This is a genomic window from Ferruginibacter lapsinanis, assembly GCF_020783315.1.
In the GTDB taxonomy this organism is placed as follows: domain Bacteria; phylum Bacteroidota; class Bacteroidia; order Chitinophagales; family Chitinophagaceae; genus Ferruginibacter; species Ferruginibacter lapsinanis.
Map to the genome: position 1 here is coordinate 1,218,252 of NZ_CP086063.1, position 16,144 is coordinate 1,234,395.

The 16,144-nt window shown below is 37.0% G+C and carries 16 protein-coding genes; 5 read left to right on the top strand and 11 right to left on the bottom strand.

Annotated elements, in window-relative coordinates:
• Positions 1–17 precede the first annotated feature (17 nt).
• Positions 18–257, top strand: coding sequence for a hypothetical protein (locus LK994_RS05330; RefSeq protein ID WP_229761857.1), 240 nt, complete (start codon positions 18–20; stop codon positions 255–257).
• A gap of 72 nt (positions 258–329) precedes the next feature.
• On the opposite strand, the gene LK994_RS05335 is transcribed toward LK994_RS05330, so the two are convergent.
• Positions 330–1,079, bottom strand: a complete 750-nt coding sequence (locus LK994_RS05335) for a YdcF family protein (RefSeq protein WP_229761858.1) — start codon at positions 1,077–1,079, stop codon at positions 330–332.
• A gap of 91 nt (positions 1,080–1,170) precedes the next feature.
• Positions 1,171–2,094 carry a PfkB family carbohydrate kinase gene (locus LK994_RS05340; RefSeq protein ID WP_229761859.1) on the bottom strand — a complete coding sequence of 308 codons (924 nt, stop codon included), beginning with the start codon at positions 2,092–2,094 and terminating at the stop codon, positions 1,171–1,173.
• Between the two features lie 100 nt (positions 2,095–2,194).
• Between LK994_RS05340 and LK994_RS05345 the strand changes: the two genes are divergently transcribed.
• A complete protein-coding gene (locus LK994_RS05345; protein WP_229761860.1) occupies positions 2,195–2,896 on the top strand; it encodes an L-threonylcarbamoyladenylate synthase in 702 nt (233 codons plus the stop codon).
• 97 nt (positions 2,897–2,993) lie between these two features.
• Here the strand turns inward: LK994_RS05345 and LK994_RS05350 are convergent, their stop codons facing one another.
• Positions 2,994–3,293, bottom strand: coding sequence for a hypothetical protein (locus LK994_RS05350; protein WP_229761861.1), 300 nt, complete (start codon positions 3,291–3,293; stop codon positions 2,994–2,996).
• Between the two features lie 81 nt (positions 3,294–3,374).
• The gene (locus LK994_RS05355) at positions 3,375–3,971 is read right to left on the bottom strand and encodes a ribonuclease HII (RefSeq protein ID WP_229761862.1); all 597 of its coding nucleotides are present in this window, start codon (positions 3,969–3,971) and stop codon (positions 3,375–3,377) included.
• 85 nt (positions 3,972–4,056) lie between these two features.
• On the opposite strand from LK994_RS05355, the gene LK994_RS05360 reads away from it, so the two are divergent.
• Together LK994_RS05360 and LK994_RS05365 are read left to right on the top strand one after the other, a co-directional pair.
• Positions 4,057–5,124: a COX15/CtaA family protein gene (locus LK994_RS05360; RefSeq protein WP_229761863.1), complete on the top strand. Its 1,068-nt coding sequence runs from the start codon at positions 4,057–4,059 to the stop codon at positions 5,122–5,124.
• A gap of 61 nt (positions 5,125–5,185) precedes the next feature.
• Positions 5,186–7,405 (top strand): hypothetical protein, encoded by a 2,220-nt coding sequence (locus LK994_RS05365; RefSeq protein ID WP_229761864.1) that lies wholly within the window; start codon positions 5,186–5,188, stop codon positions 7,403–7,405.
• A gap of 16 nt (positions 7,406–7,421) precedes the next feature.
• Here the strand turns inward: LK994_RS05365 and LK994_RS05370 are convergent, their stop codons facing one another.
• The 4 genes from LK994_RS05370 to obgE all read right to left on the bottom strand — a co-directional run bounded on the left by LK994_RS05370 (position 7,422) and on the right by obgE (position 11,133).
• Complete coding sequence (locus LK994_RS05370) at positions 7,422–8,324, bottom strand: diacylglycerol/lipid kinase family protein (protein WP_229761865.1); 903 nt, start codon at positions 8,322–8,324, stop codon at positions 7,422–7,424.
• A 7-nt stretch (positions 8,325–8,331) separates the two neighbouring features.
• The gene (locus tag LK994_RS05375; RefSeq protein ID WP_229761866.1) at positions 8,332–8,874 is read right to left on the bottom strand and encodes a hypothetical protein; all 543 of its coding nucleotides are present in this window, start codon (positions 8,872–8,874) and stop codon (positions 8,332–8,334) included.
• Between the two features lie 354 nt (positions 8,875–9,228).
• The gene (locus LK994_RS05380) at positions 9,229–10,059 is read right to left on the bottom strand and encodes a hypothetical protein (protein ID WP_229761867.1); all 831 of its coding nucleotides are present in this window, start codon (positions 10,057–10,059) and stop codon (positions 9,229–9,231) included.
• A 66-nt stretch (positions 10,060–10,125) separates the two neighbouring features.
• Positions 10,126–11,133: a GTPase ObgE gene (gene obgE / locus LK994_RS05385; protein ID WP_229761868.1), complete on the bottom strand. Its 1,008-nt coding sequence runs from the start codon at positions 11,131–11,133 to the stop codon at positions 10,126–10,128.
• A 59-nt stretch (positions 11,134–11,192) separates the two neighbouring features.
• On the opposite strand from obgE, the gene LK994_RS05390 reads away from it, so the two are divergent.
• Positions 11,193–11,648 carry an iron chaperone gene (locus LK994_RS05390; RefSeq protein WP_229761869.1) on the top strand — a complete coding sequence of 152 codons (456 nt, stop codon included), beginning with the start codon at positions 11,193–11,195 and terminating at the stop codon, positions 11,646–11,648.
• 35 nt (positions 11,649–11,683) lie between these two features.
• Here LK994_RS05390 and LK994_RS05395 read toward each other — a convergent pair whose 3' ends face one another.
• The 3 genes from LK994_RS05395 to LK994_RS05405 form a co-directional block, all read right to left on the bottom strand.
• Positions 11,684–12,331: a DsbA family protein gene (locus LK994_RS05395; protein ID WP_229761870.1), complete on the bottom strand. Its 648-nt coding sequence runs from the start codon at positions 12,329–12,331 to the stop codon at positions 11,684–11,686.
• A gap of 26 nt (positions 12,332–12,357) precedes the next feature.
• Complete coding sequence (gene polA / locus LK994_RS05400; RefSeq protein WP_229761871.1) at positions 12,358–15,216, bottom strand: DNA polymerase I; 2,859 nt, start codon at positions 15,214–15,216, stop codon at positions 12,358–12,360.
• A 99-nt stretch (positions 15,217–15,315) separates the two neighbouring features.
• Positions 15,316–16,047 (bottom strand): esterase family protein, encoded by a 732-nt coding sequence (locus LK994_RS05405; protein WP_229761872.1) that lies wholly within the window; start codon positions 16,045–16,047, stop codon positions 15,316–15,318.
• Positions 16,048–16,144: the final 97 nt, after the last annotated feature.

A 16,144-nucleotide genomic window follows, 5' to 3' on the forward strand; every position in this document is an offset into this window, starting at 1 on the left:
ATATTAATGTTGATGCTATGCTGATAGATTTTGATGCCTGTGCCGAAGCGAAAGTATGTTTAATAAGGGGGCACAAAAAAATCGTTACACTTTTGCATAACGATTTCTTGGATAATGAAATTATCATATTGGATGATATTGCAGGAATAATATATAGCGATATCAGTTGGTTGTTTTTATTATCTGTTCTTAAAAGAGCGTTGTTGAGTCTGCTATTTATCTCAACTGTTGCTATTTATTACAACACAAAGATGTAACAGTTTTCCGGAATAAGTGTTATATAATGTGTTATAAAATTTGCATCATTTACAGTTTTAACAAAGCCGAAATCATCCCTTTATTTTGTAAATTAAATAACCTACGGTTTCTTTAATGTAAAAGTCCCACCTAATCAATACTTCCGGTTGAGGCAGTATGCCTGATGCCCTGTAATTTTCTCTACCTGCTCCATAACTGCAGGGAAAGGCCACAGTATTTACACCTGCTTTATTAAACAATAAAGAAGCTCTTGGTACATGAAAGGCTGAGGTTATCAATAAATACGGGGGAGCCAGTTTTGCAGAGTCTAATATTTTTTTTGAGTTGATGGCATTCTCTGTTGTATTAGCTGATTTGTCTTCATATAAAATTGCGGTGTCTGGAATTCCCATTGCATTCAGCTCTCCTTTTACCCATTCGCCTTCATTGAAATTTTTGACATTAATTTTTCCATTACCACCGTTGATAAAGATATGTTTGATCTTCCCAAGCTTATACAGTTTTACAGTTTGAATAAACCTATCGGAAGACCCATTGAAGTAGCCTTTCTCATTTTCATCCGGACTTGCAAAGCCCCCTAAGAGGATACCACAACTGTAACTACTGTCTTTACTAACATCTCTGGGGGCCGGCTGCCAAAATTTTGCATATGCAGTAAGTAACCAGATATTACTGAATACCAAAAACAATCCCAAAGCTGTAAGCCGGCAAATCTTTTTTACTTTGACAGATTTTAAATAAAATGACAAAATGGTTAACAGGATTATCCAGTTGATAGGAGATATAAAAAAACCTATAATGGTAGAGGCGATTAGGTGCATTTTTTTTGTTGATTGAGAAACTTAAAAGTAAATAAAAAACCGATAGTCTGTAATAACTATCGGTTATGAAATAATATAACAAAAAGGTTATTTATACTAAGTCTATGTCAAAATTTACCAATTGTACAAACTCTGCTAGTCTTGAATCAATATCTTCTTTGGTAATTTCTTTTAATCTGTTTGGTCCAAATTTTTCTACACAGAAACTTGCTAAAGCACTACCAACGATGATAGCAGTTTTCATATTTTCGAAACTGATATCCTGTGTTTTAGCCAGGTAACCGATAAAGCCACCAGCAAAGGTATCACCAGCACCAGTTGGATCAAATACTTCTTCTAATGGTAATGCAGGAGCGAAGAAAACATGGTTCTCATGAAATAATAATGCACCGTGTTCTCCTTTTTTGATGATCAAAAATTTAGGCCCCATCTTCATGATCGCTTTAGCAGCTTTTACCAATGAAACTTCGCCGCTTAATTGTCTTGCTTCACCGTCATTCACCAGTAATACATCTATCTTTTTTAGTACTTCTTTCAATGCATCTAAAGCAATATCCATCCAGAAATTCATCGTATCTAATACAATCAATTTAGGGCGTGTTTTTAATTGATTGATCACACTTAACTGAATTTTAGGATCAAGATTACCCAACATTAAAAATTCAGCGCCTTGATAACTATCAGGAACGACAGGGTTAAAATCTGCCAATACATTCAGGTCTGTTACCAACGTATCTCTACTGTTCATATCGATATGATATTTACCGCTCCAGAAGAAAGACTTTTTATCAGGAACAATTTCCACACCTTCTAATTGTACACCACGGCGTTTTAGTTCATCCATTTCTTCTTGTGGGAAATCATTTCCTACAATAGAGATTTGCTGAATGGGAGTAGTGAAATTTCCTGCCGCATAGGCTACATAAGTAGCTGAGCCACCTACAATTTTATCTACTTTTCCGAAAGGGGTTTCAATGGCATCAAAAGCCATGGTTCCTACAGTTATTACTGACATATTATATCTGTTTTTTAATAATTTATGCTAAAATCGATGCAAAAGTAACGGATTATAGGGTGTTTTAGGTAAGTTGCAGCAGGTTTTTATAAGGTCATTTATGGGTTTAATGATTGATGGTTCAATAATTGAGCAGGATTACCCAACTTATTTAACTTTAAATGACTTAAGCGTTAAACGTAGTAACTCTATTATGCTGATACAAATACATCCGGAAAATCCGCAACCAAGATTGATCAAACAAGTGGTTGAATGCCTGAAAGACGGAGGGGTGATTGTTTATCCTACTGATACTATTTATGGATTAGGCTGCGATATTGGTAAGCAAAAAGCAATAGAACGAATTTGTAAGATAAAAAATATTGATCCGCAAAAGGCACAGTTGTCTTTTATATGCAATGATCTGAGCCATTTAAGTGATTATACCAAAAGCATTGATACGCCTTTGTACAGAATGCTTAAAAATCATTTGCCAGGTCCGTACACATTTATTTTGCCTGCCAGCAAACAAGTTCCTAAGATTTTGCAAAGTAAAAAAAGCACTGTCGGGCTTCGTGTGCCTGATAACGTTATTTGTCATCATATCTTACAAGAATTGAATAACCCCATATTGAGCGCTTCATTGCCCGGCGAAATGGTTGAGGAATATACCGATCCCGAGATCATATATCAAAAATTTGAGCACCTGGTAGACTTTGTAATTGATGGAGGCATTGGAGGAATGATTCCTTCTACAGTTGTAGATTGCACTACTGATGAATGGACAGTAGTAAGGCAAGGATTAGGAGTATGGGAAGAATAAAATTTTGGTGAAACACCGATCAAACAGATTGAACTGATTTACACAGGTAAATAAGTGATCATAAGTTCAATAAGTCAGATCAGTGTCCTGTATACCACTATCCTCTTACTCTGTCGTTATGTTTTTTACGATAAATTTTTCTGTTGGCTTGTCTTTGATCTTTGCGGATCTCTTTGCGTTCTGCAGGAGTTACTACCCCATCAGCTTTTGCTACTTTTACTTCCTGGTGTATCTCCTTTTGATCGGTTCTTAATTTTTTAGCTTCAACTTTAGTCAGTTCACCGCTGCGTACACCTTGGGCAATTCGATGATGTTGATTTTTCATTTTTTGTGCATTGGCACTGGTGGTAGAAATGCTTAAGAAAGCAATGGCTGCAATAATTAATTTCGTTTTCATTTTTTTTCTGTTTTGTTTTACAATGATTTTATGACCGGCGCTGTATAAAGACGGGGCTACAGATAAAAAGTTTAAAACGAATTAAAATATTTCTGGTTGATTTGGTAAAATGTTGAAAGTTTTACGATGGTATTTGCATAGGCCATTTGCTTCTATGGCCCTGCGGTGAATAGCTGTTCCATAACCTTTATTTTTATCCCAACCATATTGCGGAAATTTTTTGTGCAGCTGCTGCATATATTCGTCCCTATAAGTCTTGGCTAAAATACTCGCCGCCGCTATAGATGTATATTTTCCATCACCTTTAACAATACAGAGATGATTGATCTTTTTATAGGGCTTAAACCGGTTTCCGTCAATTAATAATAATTCAGGAGTTATCGACAATTGATCGATGCTCAAATGCATTGCTTTGTAAGATGCCTGCAGAATATTGATCAGGTCTATTTCGCTGTTACTAACCTGGCTTACTGCGAAGGCAATGCTTTCTTTTTCAATAACAGGTCGTAGCAGATCCCGTTGCTTTTCCTTCAGTTGCTTGCTGTCATTTAATAATGGATGATGAAAATCTTTGGGTAAAATAACTGCGGCTGCAAACACAGGGCCGGCATAACAACCTCTACCGGCTTCATCCAGACCGGCCTCAATTAATTTGTTTTGGTAAAAAGGGAGCAGCATACTGTTTAACAAATATCTGTTAAAAGAATAAAAAAACAACTCACAAGGTAATAACAACAATTGCTGTACTAACTTTGCAACCGCTATGAATAATAATTCAATTCAACAAAGTTCACCTTCTTCAAAGCCGGTTGCTATTTGGCTGCTGATAGGAGTGGGTATGATAGTGGTGCAGGTGCTTCTTGGAGGAATAACCCGTTTAACAGAATCCGGCCTTTCTATCACAGAGTGGAAACCGATTACCGGAACGCTTCCGCCAATGAATGACGTAGCGTGGCAGGCAGAGTTTGATAAATATCGTTTGACCGATCAATTCAAGTATGTACATCAAAATTTTTCTTTATCAGATTTTAAATCTATTTTTTTTTGGGAGTGGTTTCATCGTGTGTGGGCAAGATTGATGGGGGTAGTTTTTTTTATTGGGTTTGTTTACTTTCTGGCAAAAAAGATGTTCAAAAAAGAAATGATATTACCGATGGTGATACTTTTCTTTTTGGGTGGTATACAAGGAGCTATTGGTTGGTTTATGGTAAAGAGCGGATTAGTACCGGAAAAATATTTTGTTGGTCATGTTGAATTGACAACACATTTTATTGCTGCACTCGGATTACTTTGTTATACATTGTGGTTTGCATTGAGTTTATTGGTTACACCACAACAAAAACTGGTTAATCCCGTTTTAAAGAAATGGCTGATACTTATTTTGGTAGTATTGGTGTTACAATTAATGTACGGTGGTTTCATGGCAGGCTTGAGAGCGGCCGTTACTGCGCCAACCTGGCCGGATATCAATGGCTATTTAATTCCGAAACATTTAAATGATGAGACGCCGGGGTTAAAAAATTTTGTATACAACCCAATTGCTATACATTTTATTCATCGTGGGTTGGCGTATCTGCTTTTTGTAATGATCGTAGCCTGGTGGTTTAAGTCAGTAAATATCCATGGACAGAAATTGTTTAGTCGTTTACGTGGAGCATTTTTGGTATTGGTTATTTTACAGGTGTTGTTGGGCATATTCACTGTGTTAAATGCTACGCATACAAATCGTTTGGTCGTTTTAGGAGTTGCTCATCAGTTTACAGCCATGGTATTAGTGATGGTGATCGTATGTTTATTGTTTGTTGTCAGAAGGAGATCCTCAGTTTTGTAAAAGAATATTGCAGGATTGATTTTTATATTTATTTGTAGTACATTTAGAAAACAACCTTGCTATGCGTTCATTGCTGAAAGATATTTTTTATTCCTTTCCTATTCAGCTATTCATTTTACATTTTAGAAAATATCAACTATTATTGATTTTTTGGTTTTTGCTGGTAAGTACTGTTAATAGCGGGTTTATGCATAGTTATGGAGCAGATGCACTCTTTTTTGTGCCTGAGTATTTAGGAAAGGTGAATGCGTTAAGTGCCGCTATAGTGGGGATTGCATTGGGCGTTTTTTTTATGAGTTGGAATATCACCACTTTTATACTTCATACCCGTCGGTTTAAATTTTTAGCCACCGCATCTAAACCCTTTTTAAAATACTGCATCAATAATGCTATTTTACCGCTGCTTTTTTTGATCTTATATCTGATCAGGTCGGTTCAATTTAATTCAACAAAAGAATTGTTAAGTGCCGGTGAGATAACGGGCCTGGTCATTGGGTTTTTGGGAGGATTCTTTTTATTGATCTCTGTTTCGTTTGCTTTGTTTTTTGGAGCAGACAGACGGATTTTAAAAGCAATTACTCCGGTGATATCAAATCCTGAAAGTTTTAAAGCAAATTTTGATCCGCATAAAGACAAACAAAGCGATGCCTTTGGGATGAAGGTGGGGTACTATTTCAGTACAAGGTTAAAATTAAGAAAGGCAAGAAATGTGTCGCATTACAGCGAAACTTTTTTAGACACTATTTTTAAACGCCATCATTTTTCAGGAATAGTAGGGACAATTGTGGCATTTATTTTTTTAATTGTCTGTGGATTTTTTTTAGACATTAAATTTTTTCAGGCTCCTGCAGCATCTTGTATCATAATATTTTTTGCAGTAATGGTAGCTGTAATTGGAGCGCTTACTTATTTTCTGCAAAGTTGGAGTGTGTTGTTTGTGATTGTTTTGCTGGCAGGACTAAATATTTTATATACCAATGAAGTGATTGATCCACGAAACAAAGCCTATGGAATTAATTATCTGAATACTAAAGATCGTCCGACATATAATAAGCTATCACTGCAAAAATTGTGTACGCCGGATATGATTGCAGCGGATAAGGCCAATATGCTTGCTATTTTAGAAAACTGGAAACAAAAACAAACGACTGAAAAACCAGTCTTGGTTTTTATCAATGTAAGTGGCGGAGGATTGAGAAGTGCAGCCTTTGTGATGAATACCTTACAGCATATTGATAGCAGTTTGAATGGATCTTTAATGAAACAAACCTTTATGATCAGTGGAGCCAGTGGGGGAATGCTGGCAGCAAGCTATTACAGAGAATTGTATCGAAATAAAACTAATGGAGCGAATATTGATTTATACGATCCGGCGTATACAGATAACATTTCGCAGGATCTGTTGAACCCTGTTTTTTCTTCAATGATCAGTCGTGATATTTTTTCTCCGGTTCAACGGTTTTCTGTCGGTCCATATCGGTATGTAAAAGATAGGGGTTATGCATTTGAACAAAAGCTAATTGAAAATTCCGGTGGTCTATTGGGTAAACAAATGAGTGATTATGCAGCGGATGAAAAGCAAGCTAAGATTCCACTGATGATCTTCAATGCTGTTATTACGAGGGATGGCCGTAAGTTAATGGCCGCCACACAGCCACTTAGCTTTATGATGAAACCTTCCTTTTATGCAACCGATACAAGCTACAGCCCGGATGCAGTAGACTTTGCCGCCCTGCTAAAAAAACAAGATCCATTGAGTTTGAGGATATCTACTGCGTTAAGGATGAATGCAACATTTCCATATGTACTACCCAATGTGTGGTTGCCTACAAACCCGGTAGTTGATGCAATGGATGCAGGGCTAAGAGATAATTACGGACAAGAAACTACACTGCGGTTTATTGATAATTTTAAAGAGTGGATCGATAAAAATACAGGAGGGGTAGTGATTATACAAATACGAGACAGGTTGAAAGATAATTGGCAACAGCCTTTTGAAACAGGCTCGGTTACAGATATTATTGTGAAGCCTGCCACCATGCTACAGCATAACTGGTATAAGCTGCAGGATTATTTCCAGGCAGATCAATATAGTTATTTGGCAGATTCTGCAAATGCTGCTATACATCGACTTACTTTTATGTATGTACCAGATAAAGAGGATAAAGGTGCCGCTCTTAATTTTCATTTGACCGCAGTTGAAAAGAAAGATGTGATCAGGTCTTTTAATAAACCTTACAATCAGCAATTGTTGAAAGAATTGCAAAATATTTTAAAGTAAATAGTAATACGGAAATTTATGCAGGCTGAATCAGCTTGAATGCATCCGGTATGATCTCAAAAGAAAATTTACCCGCTGTTGTTGCAGGGTCTCCATCGATATGTAACGGAGCTCTATCTAAATTCCGGATGATGAGTTTGTCGGTTTGAAAATACAATACATCTTTGTCATGAAAAGTTTTGTCATTGTATTCACTGATCTCTCCTCTGCTGATATGTTTCAGGATAGACAATAACAAACGAAACTTACTCATTTTTTTTACTACAACTACATCAAGTAAACCATCGCTTAGACTTGCTTTTGGCGCAATGGTAAAATTGTTGCCAAATTGATTGCTGTTGGCAATGCTGATAAAATACGCTTCGGTTGTAAATGAGTTACCTACATTGGTAATTTCAAATAAATAGGGTTGTGCAATCAGGAAGTTATTGATCGTTTGTTTCACATAAGTAGATAAACCCCTTGATTGCTGAGAGGCAAAATCATGCGCTACCTGGGCATCAAATCCTAATCCGCAGAGCATACAGCTGAAAGAATCGTTGATAAAAAAGGAATCTATATAAGAAGCCTTACCTGTAAAGATCACATCAAGTGCTTTATCAATTTGCCTAGGGATCTTTGCAGCTAATGCAAGCCCGTTGCCAGATCCCATTGGGATGATGCCTACTTTTACATCCACATCTAATAAAGCGTTAACGATTTTATTTATTGTGCCATCGCCGCCGCAAATAACAATATCTGTGATCTCTTCGGTGTCTATTTTTTCTTTAAGATAAAAATAATTGCCTGCAGCATTGGTATGTAAAATTTCGAAAGGAATATTCTGTTGCTTAGTTCTTTCCTTGATCTTTTCAATTACAAGACCTTTGTTTTTCGTTCCCGAGATAGGATTAATAAAGTAAATTATTTTGCGTTGCATCAGGGCGCTAATTTACTCTTTTTAAATCTTTGAGCATAAAATCTTCATCATATGATGGATTTAATCTCGTTTTATAATGAAACTCAAGTGCATTGCGGAGAGCTGGAGTACTTTTTATCATTTTGTTGGTAAAGTAATCACTCAATGGATAAATAGAAAATGTGCCATCATCTTTTTTTACTTCTGCCAGATATATTCTGCCGGCAATGTCAATGTTTAAGAATTGTTTATTGACAGCGGTTGATAAAAATGCAGTTCCCTTTATAGTGTCATCAGTTACAATCCTATATTTAACAAATTCATCAATGTACCCGGTAATGGCTACATTATATTCCATATCATCTTTTTTTGTAAGGATCACTTTTACAGGTTCGATCTTTGAATGTCTGTCGTCGATTATTTTTGTAACCATCGTGGCCCATTTGCCTAAATATGATTCGTCAATAGATTGCTGGGGAGATTCGTCGAGAGGATAAGGAGATGAATACGGGCAAGCCGTAAGCAAAACAGAAACTATAATAAATGAAATTGAATGTAACGTTCTTTTCATCCTGTAGGTAAAATTAACTCTTTAGCTGCCACAAAATACGATGAATGTGAACTTGTTAATAACGTTTTAGTTACTGATTTATTGCTGATTTTTTGTTAAGAACAGACTTGCCCGGTTAACAATTTCCATTATCCATTTGATGCCTGATCAAAAATGTTTTTTCAAGACAATGGCGGTAATTTAAACAAAACGACAGCGCCGGGTAGGCAGGAGGTAACTTAAAAATATTACCATCAAACTCTTATGGAAATTTTATAAAGGCAACGATTTTTGAGTAAAAGAATACATTACCCACAAAAAAAACCTCTGTAGAAAAATCTGCAGAGGTCACATGTATAAATGAAGACGGATTAACTATTTATATCCTATCCAGGTTCTTTTTTCAATATTAAATAACCAGTAAACACCATTTGCATAAGCGAAATTAAAAGCAGACTCTACAGTTGCATCTTCAGGTAGTTTTAATACAGACGTAAGAGAGCCATCGGCGATGTTATACAGCTCAATTTGCTTTTCTGTGACGTTCAAAAAACCAATTTCTGAGTTTTTAATACCTGTGTAAATCAGAGATGTGTAGTTGTAGTCCTCAGGAGTTGTATACAGGTCCGCATCTGCATCCTCTTCAATATCTTTTTTTACTTTACCAAAGTGGATCGTTAATGATTCGTCACTTGTAGCGGAACTGGTTGAATAAAAAGAAACGGTTCTGCCTGATAAAAACATTACTGCTTTTTTAGCAGGGAGCAAAACCCCAACAGATTGTGCATCTGGCTGATTAAGGCCTTCGAAATCAGTGACAAAATTTTCAGGAATACCCTTCTTGTCAAGCGAATAGGTGAACCAGCCATTATCATCGTATCCATTTCCAGAAATACTTTTAGAGGTAGGGTTGTACCAGATTCCTCTTAAATCTACCATGGCTTTTTGCTCGTCGTCAGAGAGTCTTTTGCCCTTTACATCAAAAACCCCAAACGGGTATTCTTTATTACCGGCAAACGAAGCATAGTATTTTTTTAACATCGGATGCCAGGCAACAGAGGCTCCTCTTGTTCCGCACATATCATCATCAACGGTTTTAGGCATTTTAAGCTCCAGCGTTTTTTTAAGATTCTTTTTTGTTTGAGCAGTCAAACATAGCGAAGTAAGCAATACTCCGGCAATTACCAGCAAGGTTATACGTTTCATACATGTAGGTTTGAACGCAATTAACAACTAATAATCAACAAAAGCAATACCCATAGATGGGTATTTTTATATTTCCTTTTTCTCGGAGTTATTCAATGTTTTCCAAAGCAGGTCTTTAAGCTCTGAAAGTCCTTTGCCGGCTACTGAAGAAATAAATATATGAGGAATTTTTTCAGGTAATTCTTTTTCTATAGCAGCTTTCAATTCATCATCCAGCATATCACTTTTGCTGACAGCAATGACAAAATCTTTTTGAAGCATTTCCGGGTTGTATTCTTTCAATTCATTTACGAGGATGTCAAATTCTTTTCTATGATTGTCACTGTCGGCAGGGATCAGGAAAAGTAAGATAGAGTTACGTTCAATATGGCGTAAAAATCTATGCCCCAAGCCTTTTCCTTCAGCAGCGCCTTCTATGATACCCGGCAGATCTGCAATACAAAAACTTTTACCATCTCTGTATTCAACCATTCCTAACTGTGGTGTAAGTGTTGTAAATGCATAATCCGCTACTTTAGGTTTGGCTGCAGTTATGCATGACAGTAAGGTAGATTTTCCTGCATTTGGGAATCCAACAAGTCCTACATCCGCCAGCACTTTTAATTCTAATAATTTCCATCCTTCAATACCGGGTTCGCCAGGTTGAGCATAATCCGGTGCCTGGTTGGTTGCTGTCTTAAAATTGGAGTTACCCAATCCGCCACGGCCACCTTTTATCCAGATCACTTCCTGTCCATCTTCTAAGATCTCCACTTCTTTTAATCCCGTTTCTTCATCTCTTGCTATAGTGCCTAACGGAACTTCTATGATAATATCTTTTCCAAAACGGCCGGTTTGATTGTTTTTATTTCCTCCTTCTCCATCTTCTGCCAATACATTTTTATAATATCTTAAATGCAGTAATGTCCATAATTGTGAGTTGCCTCGCAAAATGATGTGAGCACCACGTCCACCATCGCCACCATCAGGGCCTGCCATAGCATTATACTTGGTACGCATAAAATGCTTACTACCAGCTCCTCCATGTCCACTCCGGCAAAAAATCCGGATATAATCTATAAAATTCTTTTCCATTAGTGCTGCAAAGGTAGTTTATATATTTTTTTGGTAAATTTATTTTAAACTTACAGATTATGCAATCTAAAGCGGCTACGGTAAATGAGTATATACAAGGCTTGCCGGCAGAAAGGCAGGCAGTGATCAAAAAATTAAGAACGATCATCAAAAAAAATTTACCTAAAGGTTTTAAAGAAGAGATGAGCTATGGGATGATAGGGTATGTAGTGCCATTTAGCACCTATCCAAAAGGGTATCACTGTGATCCCAAACTGCCCTTGCCATTTATTAATTTGGGGTCACAAAAAAATCATATTTCTCTACATAATTTGGGTATTTACGGAAGTGAAAAATTGGCCAATTGGTTTGCCGAAGAATACGCTCGTTTAAATATCGGCAAATTGGATATGGGCAAAGGGTGCATTCGGTTTAAAAAAACTGATACAATTCCTTATGAGTTAATAGGTGAATTAGTATCAAAGATCTCAGTGCATGATTGGGTGAAATTGTACGAAGAAAAAATGAGGAAGTGATAGGAGCTACTATTCCATGTATGATAAAACGTACTTCATTCAATGTTTTTTAGTGCAGCATCAATTCTTTCTTTCAATGTTTCATAAGGCGTAAACCCTTGCGCTAGTAAGAAAAACTTTGATTCGTTGACCTGCAACAGTACCTGCGGAAATGAGGTTACACTTAATTGTTTGCACAAAGCAAATTCGTAGTAAGCTCTTTCTTTATATTCGTTACTTTTTAGTTTGCTGTAAAATGTGTCTGCATCTAATGCATATTTTTCAAGTAGATGACGATAAGCTTCGTCATCATCCAGATCCCTTCCCTCATAATTTAAAGCATATTGCAAGTCACTGGCGAATGCAATTTGTTTTTCAGGAAATATTTCCTTGAAGATGGATAATGCGATAGCCGGTTTTTCTGAGTTCATCACCCAATCACTTTTATCGGGGTTGTTAATATGCCATAAAAAATCTTCACCGAATTTGACACCGGTCAATTCCTCCACACGTTTATAAGCACCTTGTATATAGGGCCCAATTTTTTCGATAGGGGCAATGTTTTCACCGATCATCATACCGCCACTGAGTACCTCTATATCAAACGCATCTCTGTATTCTTTGGCTATTTCAACCATTACCGGGCTAAAACCATAGCACCAGCCACAGTAGGCATCATAGCAATAAATTAATATTGGATTCATTTTTTCGTTTTTTAATTCTTTCATTTTTAATGAGCAACTAACCAATTATCTCCGACGCCTACTTCGGCATCTGTAGGAACATCATTCGGTAATTTTAATGCAGTTTGCATACATTCTAAAATAACAGGCTTAATAATTTCTATTTCATCTTTATGTGCATCAAACACTAATTCGTCATGTACCTGCAATAGCATTTTGCTTTTAAAATTGCGTTGTTTGAACGCTGCATGAATTTTTATCATGGCCAACTTGATCATATCAGCTGCAGAGCCTTGAATAGGAGAGTTGATAGCATTACGTTCTGCAAAACCACGTACGGTAAAGTTGGCAGAATTGATGTCTTTCAACCAACGCTTACGTCCCATCAAAGTTTCAACATAGCCGGTTTCCCTGGCGAAGTTGATGGTGTCATCCATATATTTCTGGATGTTGGGGAATTGCATTTTATAATTATCGATGATCTCTTTAGCTTCTGCTCTTGTGATACCTAAATTTTCTGCTAAGCCAAATGCGCCTTGTCCATAGATGATGCCGAAGTTTACACTTTTGGCTTTGTAGCGCATTTCTTTGGTCACTTCTTTTTCATCTACGTTAAATACTTTGGCAGCCGTAGCGGTATGAATATCTTTTCCGGTTCTGAATGCTTCACACATATTTACATCGCCACTAATAGCCGCCACGATGCGTAATTCAATTTGAGAATAATCGGCACTTAGTAGAACAAAATTTTCATCTCTTGGTATAAATGCTTTTCTGATCTCTCTGCCTCTTTCAGTTCGTACCGGAATATTTTGCAGATTAGGATTGTTGCTGCTAAGTCTGCCGGTTACAGCAACAGCTTGTGCGTAACTGGTATGCACCCTGCCGGTTTTTTTATTGATCATCAACGGTAGTGCATCTACATAAGTTGATTTTAATTTAGTGTATTCTCTGAAGGCTAAAATATCATCTACAATTTTATTCTTGCTGGCCAATTTTAATAATACATCTTCACCTGTTGCATATTGACCGGTTTTGGTTTTTTTAGCTTTAGGATCAATTTGCATTTTATCAAATAAGACTTCTCCTAATTGTTTAGGGCTTGCCAAATTAAAACGAACTCCCGCCTGAGCGTATACGCTTTCTTCTGCAACTTTCGCTTCTTTTTCGAGTTCCTTGCTATAATCGTTCAGAAATTTTTCATCAATTCGGATGCCCTCAAACTCCATGTCGGTCAAAACCTTCACCAATGGGTTCTCTACCTGGTAAAAAACTTTTTCTACTTCTTTTGTTTTTAGTTGGGGAAGAAAAATATTTTTTAATTGTAAAGTGATATCAGCATCCTCGGCGGCATAATCTTTTATCTTTTCAACTTCCACATCTCTCATATTACCCTGATTCTTTCCTTTCTTTCCGATAAGTTCGTCGATGTGTACGGTTTCGTAACCTAAATATTTTTCACTCAATGCATCCATACTTCTTTTGCCATCAGGTTCAATCACGTAATGTGCCAGCATCGTATCAAAAATGTCTCCTTTCAATTCAAAGCCATACCATTTCAATAGCAGCATATCATATTTGATATTTTGGCCTATCCATGTTATTGCAGTATTGTTGAACAGTTGTTGAAAGTTGTTTAAAAGTTGAATGCAGTCTGCCTGATTTGCAGGGCATGGAACATAGTATGCTTCGCCGGGTTTAAGAGAAAAACTTAATCCTACCAACTCTGCATCGTTAGCATCTATGCCGGTTGTTTCGGTGTCAAAGCAAATTTCAGTTGATTGAGCGGCCAGCTTTATGAATTGTTTTATTGAATTTTCATCGTTCAATAAAATATATTCGTGTGGAGTATTGTTGATATTTTTTTCTATAGCAAAGTGATCTTCTTCTGATTCATTTTCAGAAGAATTACTGGCAGATGGTGTTGGGGCAGGTGCTTCAATTATGTTTCCAAACAGGTCCATTTGAGCTGGCACAGCTTTAGCTTTTTCTATTGCCTGTTGCCCATTGTCAGCCGTAGCTATTCCAATTTCTTCACCCAATAATCTTTTGCCTAATGTTCTGAATTCCAGTTCACCGAAAACTTCTTTCAGCGCCTCTTTATTCATTTCCTTTATCCTGAAATTTTCTTCATGAAATTCAGCTGCAGGAATATCGGTGATGATGGTAGCTAACTTTTTACTCATCAATGCCAGCTCTTTACCGGCAGCAACTTTTTCGCCGAGTTTACCTTTTATGTTAGCAGCATTGTCTAAAATATTTTCTAATGTCCCATACTCTTTCAACAATTTAGCAGCCGTTTTTTCGCCAACACCGGGAATGCCGGGGATATTATCAACACTATCACCCATCAATCCTAAAATATCTATTACCTGGCTAACATTTTCAATATCCCATTTTTCACAAACCTCTTTTGGCCCAAGTATTTCGTGTGTATTGCCCTGGTAAGGCGGTTTGTAAATTTTAATGTTTTCTGTTACCAGTTGTCCATAATCTTTATCGGGGGTAACCATAAAAACTTCGTAGCCTGCCTTCTCTGCTTGTTTTGCCAATGCGCCAATCACATCATCGGCTTCGTAACCATCGATGGCAATTACAGGAATGTTTAATGCTTCTATGATCCTTTTGATATCAGGAACGGCGAGTGAAATATCTTCAGGTGTTTCTTGTCTGTTAGCTTTGTAATCTGCAAAATCTGTATGGCGTTCGGTGGCAGCGCTGGTATCAAAACAAACAGCCATATGTGTAGGCTTTTGATTTTTAATCAGATCAACTAATGTATTGGTAAAGCCAAATTGTGCATTGGTGTTTTTGCCTTTGCTGGTAACACGTGGTGTACGAATAAGTGCATAGTAGGCCCTAAAAACAAGCGCAAATGCATCTAACAGAAATAATTTTTTTTGCATGCGGTAAAGATAGCAAAAAAGGTAATCAGCAATTTGCAATCGGCAATCTGCAAAATGTAATCTTCGCTATAGTTTTCCTCCTTTAAGCGGTAGCGGGGGCTAAAATCTGGTGTTGATATAATGCGGTAACATATCTCTCCAGGTTGGCCAGTCATGGTGCATATCATGTCCCCAGATATCCAGTTCGTAATGAATGCCTTTGTCATACAATTCGGCAGCAAAAGAAGCGGCAGCATTAGGGTCTTCATGATTACCTCTGCCACTTAATATATGAATGTGACGACTTTCTCTTATCTTTTCAAGATACCAATGGTCGGTTATATTAGGAACATATTGCATAGGAGAATTATAATACACCTGTTCATCCCAAAAACCATTGGTATAGTAAGCCAAGTCATACACGCCACTCATCGCAATTACTCCATTGATGAAATCAGGATATTTTAAAAACAAATTCATACTGTGTAATGCGCCGAATGATGCTCCGCAGGTAATGATAGGCGTGTCCCAGGATGTTTTACTTTTGATAAATGGAATTACTTCATCAATGACATAGTCATTCCATTGGTTGTGACGGATTGCTTTGTGTTCTCCCAGCATATCCTTATTCATCCAGCTTTCATTGTTTACACTGTCGATTGAAAAAACTTTTACTTTACCGCCATTGATCCAGTGCGATAAAGAGTCGATCATTTGAAAACGTTCATATTCCAGATAGTCTGCCCCTGCAGTAGGTATCATTAATAACGCAAAGCCATAATCTCCATAGGTAACAATGGGCATATCCTTGTGCAATGCAGGGCTGAACCAACCGGTTATTTCTCTTTTCATCTTACTGGTTTTTTACGAAGTTCTCAAAGTATTCATGATGGTTAACTGAGCAAAATCAATTGTATTCAATGATTCTTATCAGATAATGATTCTTTTT

Excerpts from the sequence above, each read along its gene's own strand:
- LK994_RS05360 (WP_229761863.1), top strand. The coding sequence starts at position 4,057 with ATGAATAATAATTCAATTCAACAAAGTTCACCTTCTTCAAAGCCGGTT.
- LK994_RS05330 (WP_229761857.1), top strand. The coding sequence starts at position 18 with ATGCTGATAGATTTTGATGCCTGTGCCGAAGCGAAAGTATGTTTAATA.
- LK994_RS05405 (WP_229761872.1), bottom strand. The coding sequence starts at position 16,047 with ATGAAAAGAGAAATAACCGGTTGGTTCAGCCCTGCATTGCACAAGGAT.
- LK994_RS05365 (WP_229761864.1), top strand. The coding sequence starts at position 5,186 with ATGCGTTCATTGCTGAAAGATATTTTTTATTCCTTTCCTATTCAGCTA.
- LK994_RS05355 (WP_229761862.1), bottom strand. The coding sequence starts at position 3,971 with ATGCTGCTCCCTTTTTACCAAAACAAATTAATTGAGGCCGGTCTGGAT.
- polA (WP_229761871.1), bottom strand. The coding sequence starts at position 15,216 with ATGCAAAAAAAATTATTTCTGTTAGATGCATTTGCGCTTGTTTTTAGG.
- LK994_RS05350 (WP_229761861.1), bottom strand. The coding sequence starts at position 3,293 with ATGAAAACGAAATTAATTATTGCAGCCATTGCTTTCTTAAGCATTTCT.
- LK994_RS05395 (WP_229761870.1), bottom strand. The coding sequence starts at position 12,331 with ATGAATCCAATATTAATTTATTGCTATGATGCCTACTGTGGCTGGTGC.
- LK994_RS05345 (WP_229761860.1), top strand. The coding sequence starts at position 2,195 with ATGGGTTTAATGATTGATGGTTCAATAATTGAGCAGGATTACCCAACT.
- LK994_RS05340 (WP_229761859.1), bottom strand. The coding sequence starts at position 2,094 with ATGTCAGTAATAACTGTAGGAACCATGGCTTTTGATGCCATTGAAACC.
- LK994_RS05380 (WP_229761867.1), bottom strand. The coding sequence starts at position 10,059 with ATGAAACGTATAACCTTGCTGGTAATTGCCGGAGTATTGCTTACTTCG.
- LK994_RS05390 (WP_229761869.1), top strand. The coding sequence starts at position 11,193 with ATGCAATCTAAAGCGGCTACGGTAAATGAGTATATACAAGGCTTGCCG.
- obgE (WP_229761868.1), bottom strand. The coding sequence starts at position 11,133 with ATGGAAAAGAATTTTATAGATTATATCCGGATTTTTTGCCGGAGTGGA.
- LK994_RS05370 (WP_229761865.1), bottom strand. The coding sequence starts at position 8,324 with ATGCAACGCAAAATAATTTACTTTATTAATCCTATCTCGGGAACGAAA.
- LK994_RS05375 (WP_229761866.1), bottom strand. The coding sequence starts at position 8,874 with ATGAAAAGAACGTTACATTCAATTTCATTTATTATAGTTTCTGTTTTG.
- LK994_RS05335 (WP_229761858.1), bottom strand. The coding sequence starts at position 1,079 with ATGCACCTAATCGCCTCTACCATTATAGGTTTTTTTATATCTCCTATC.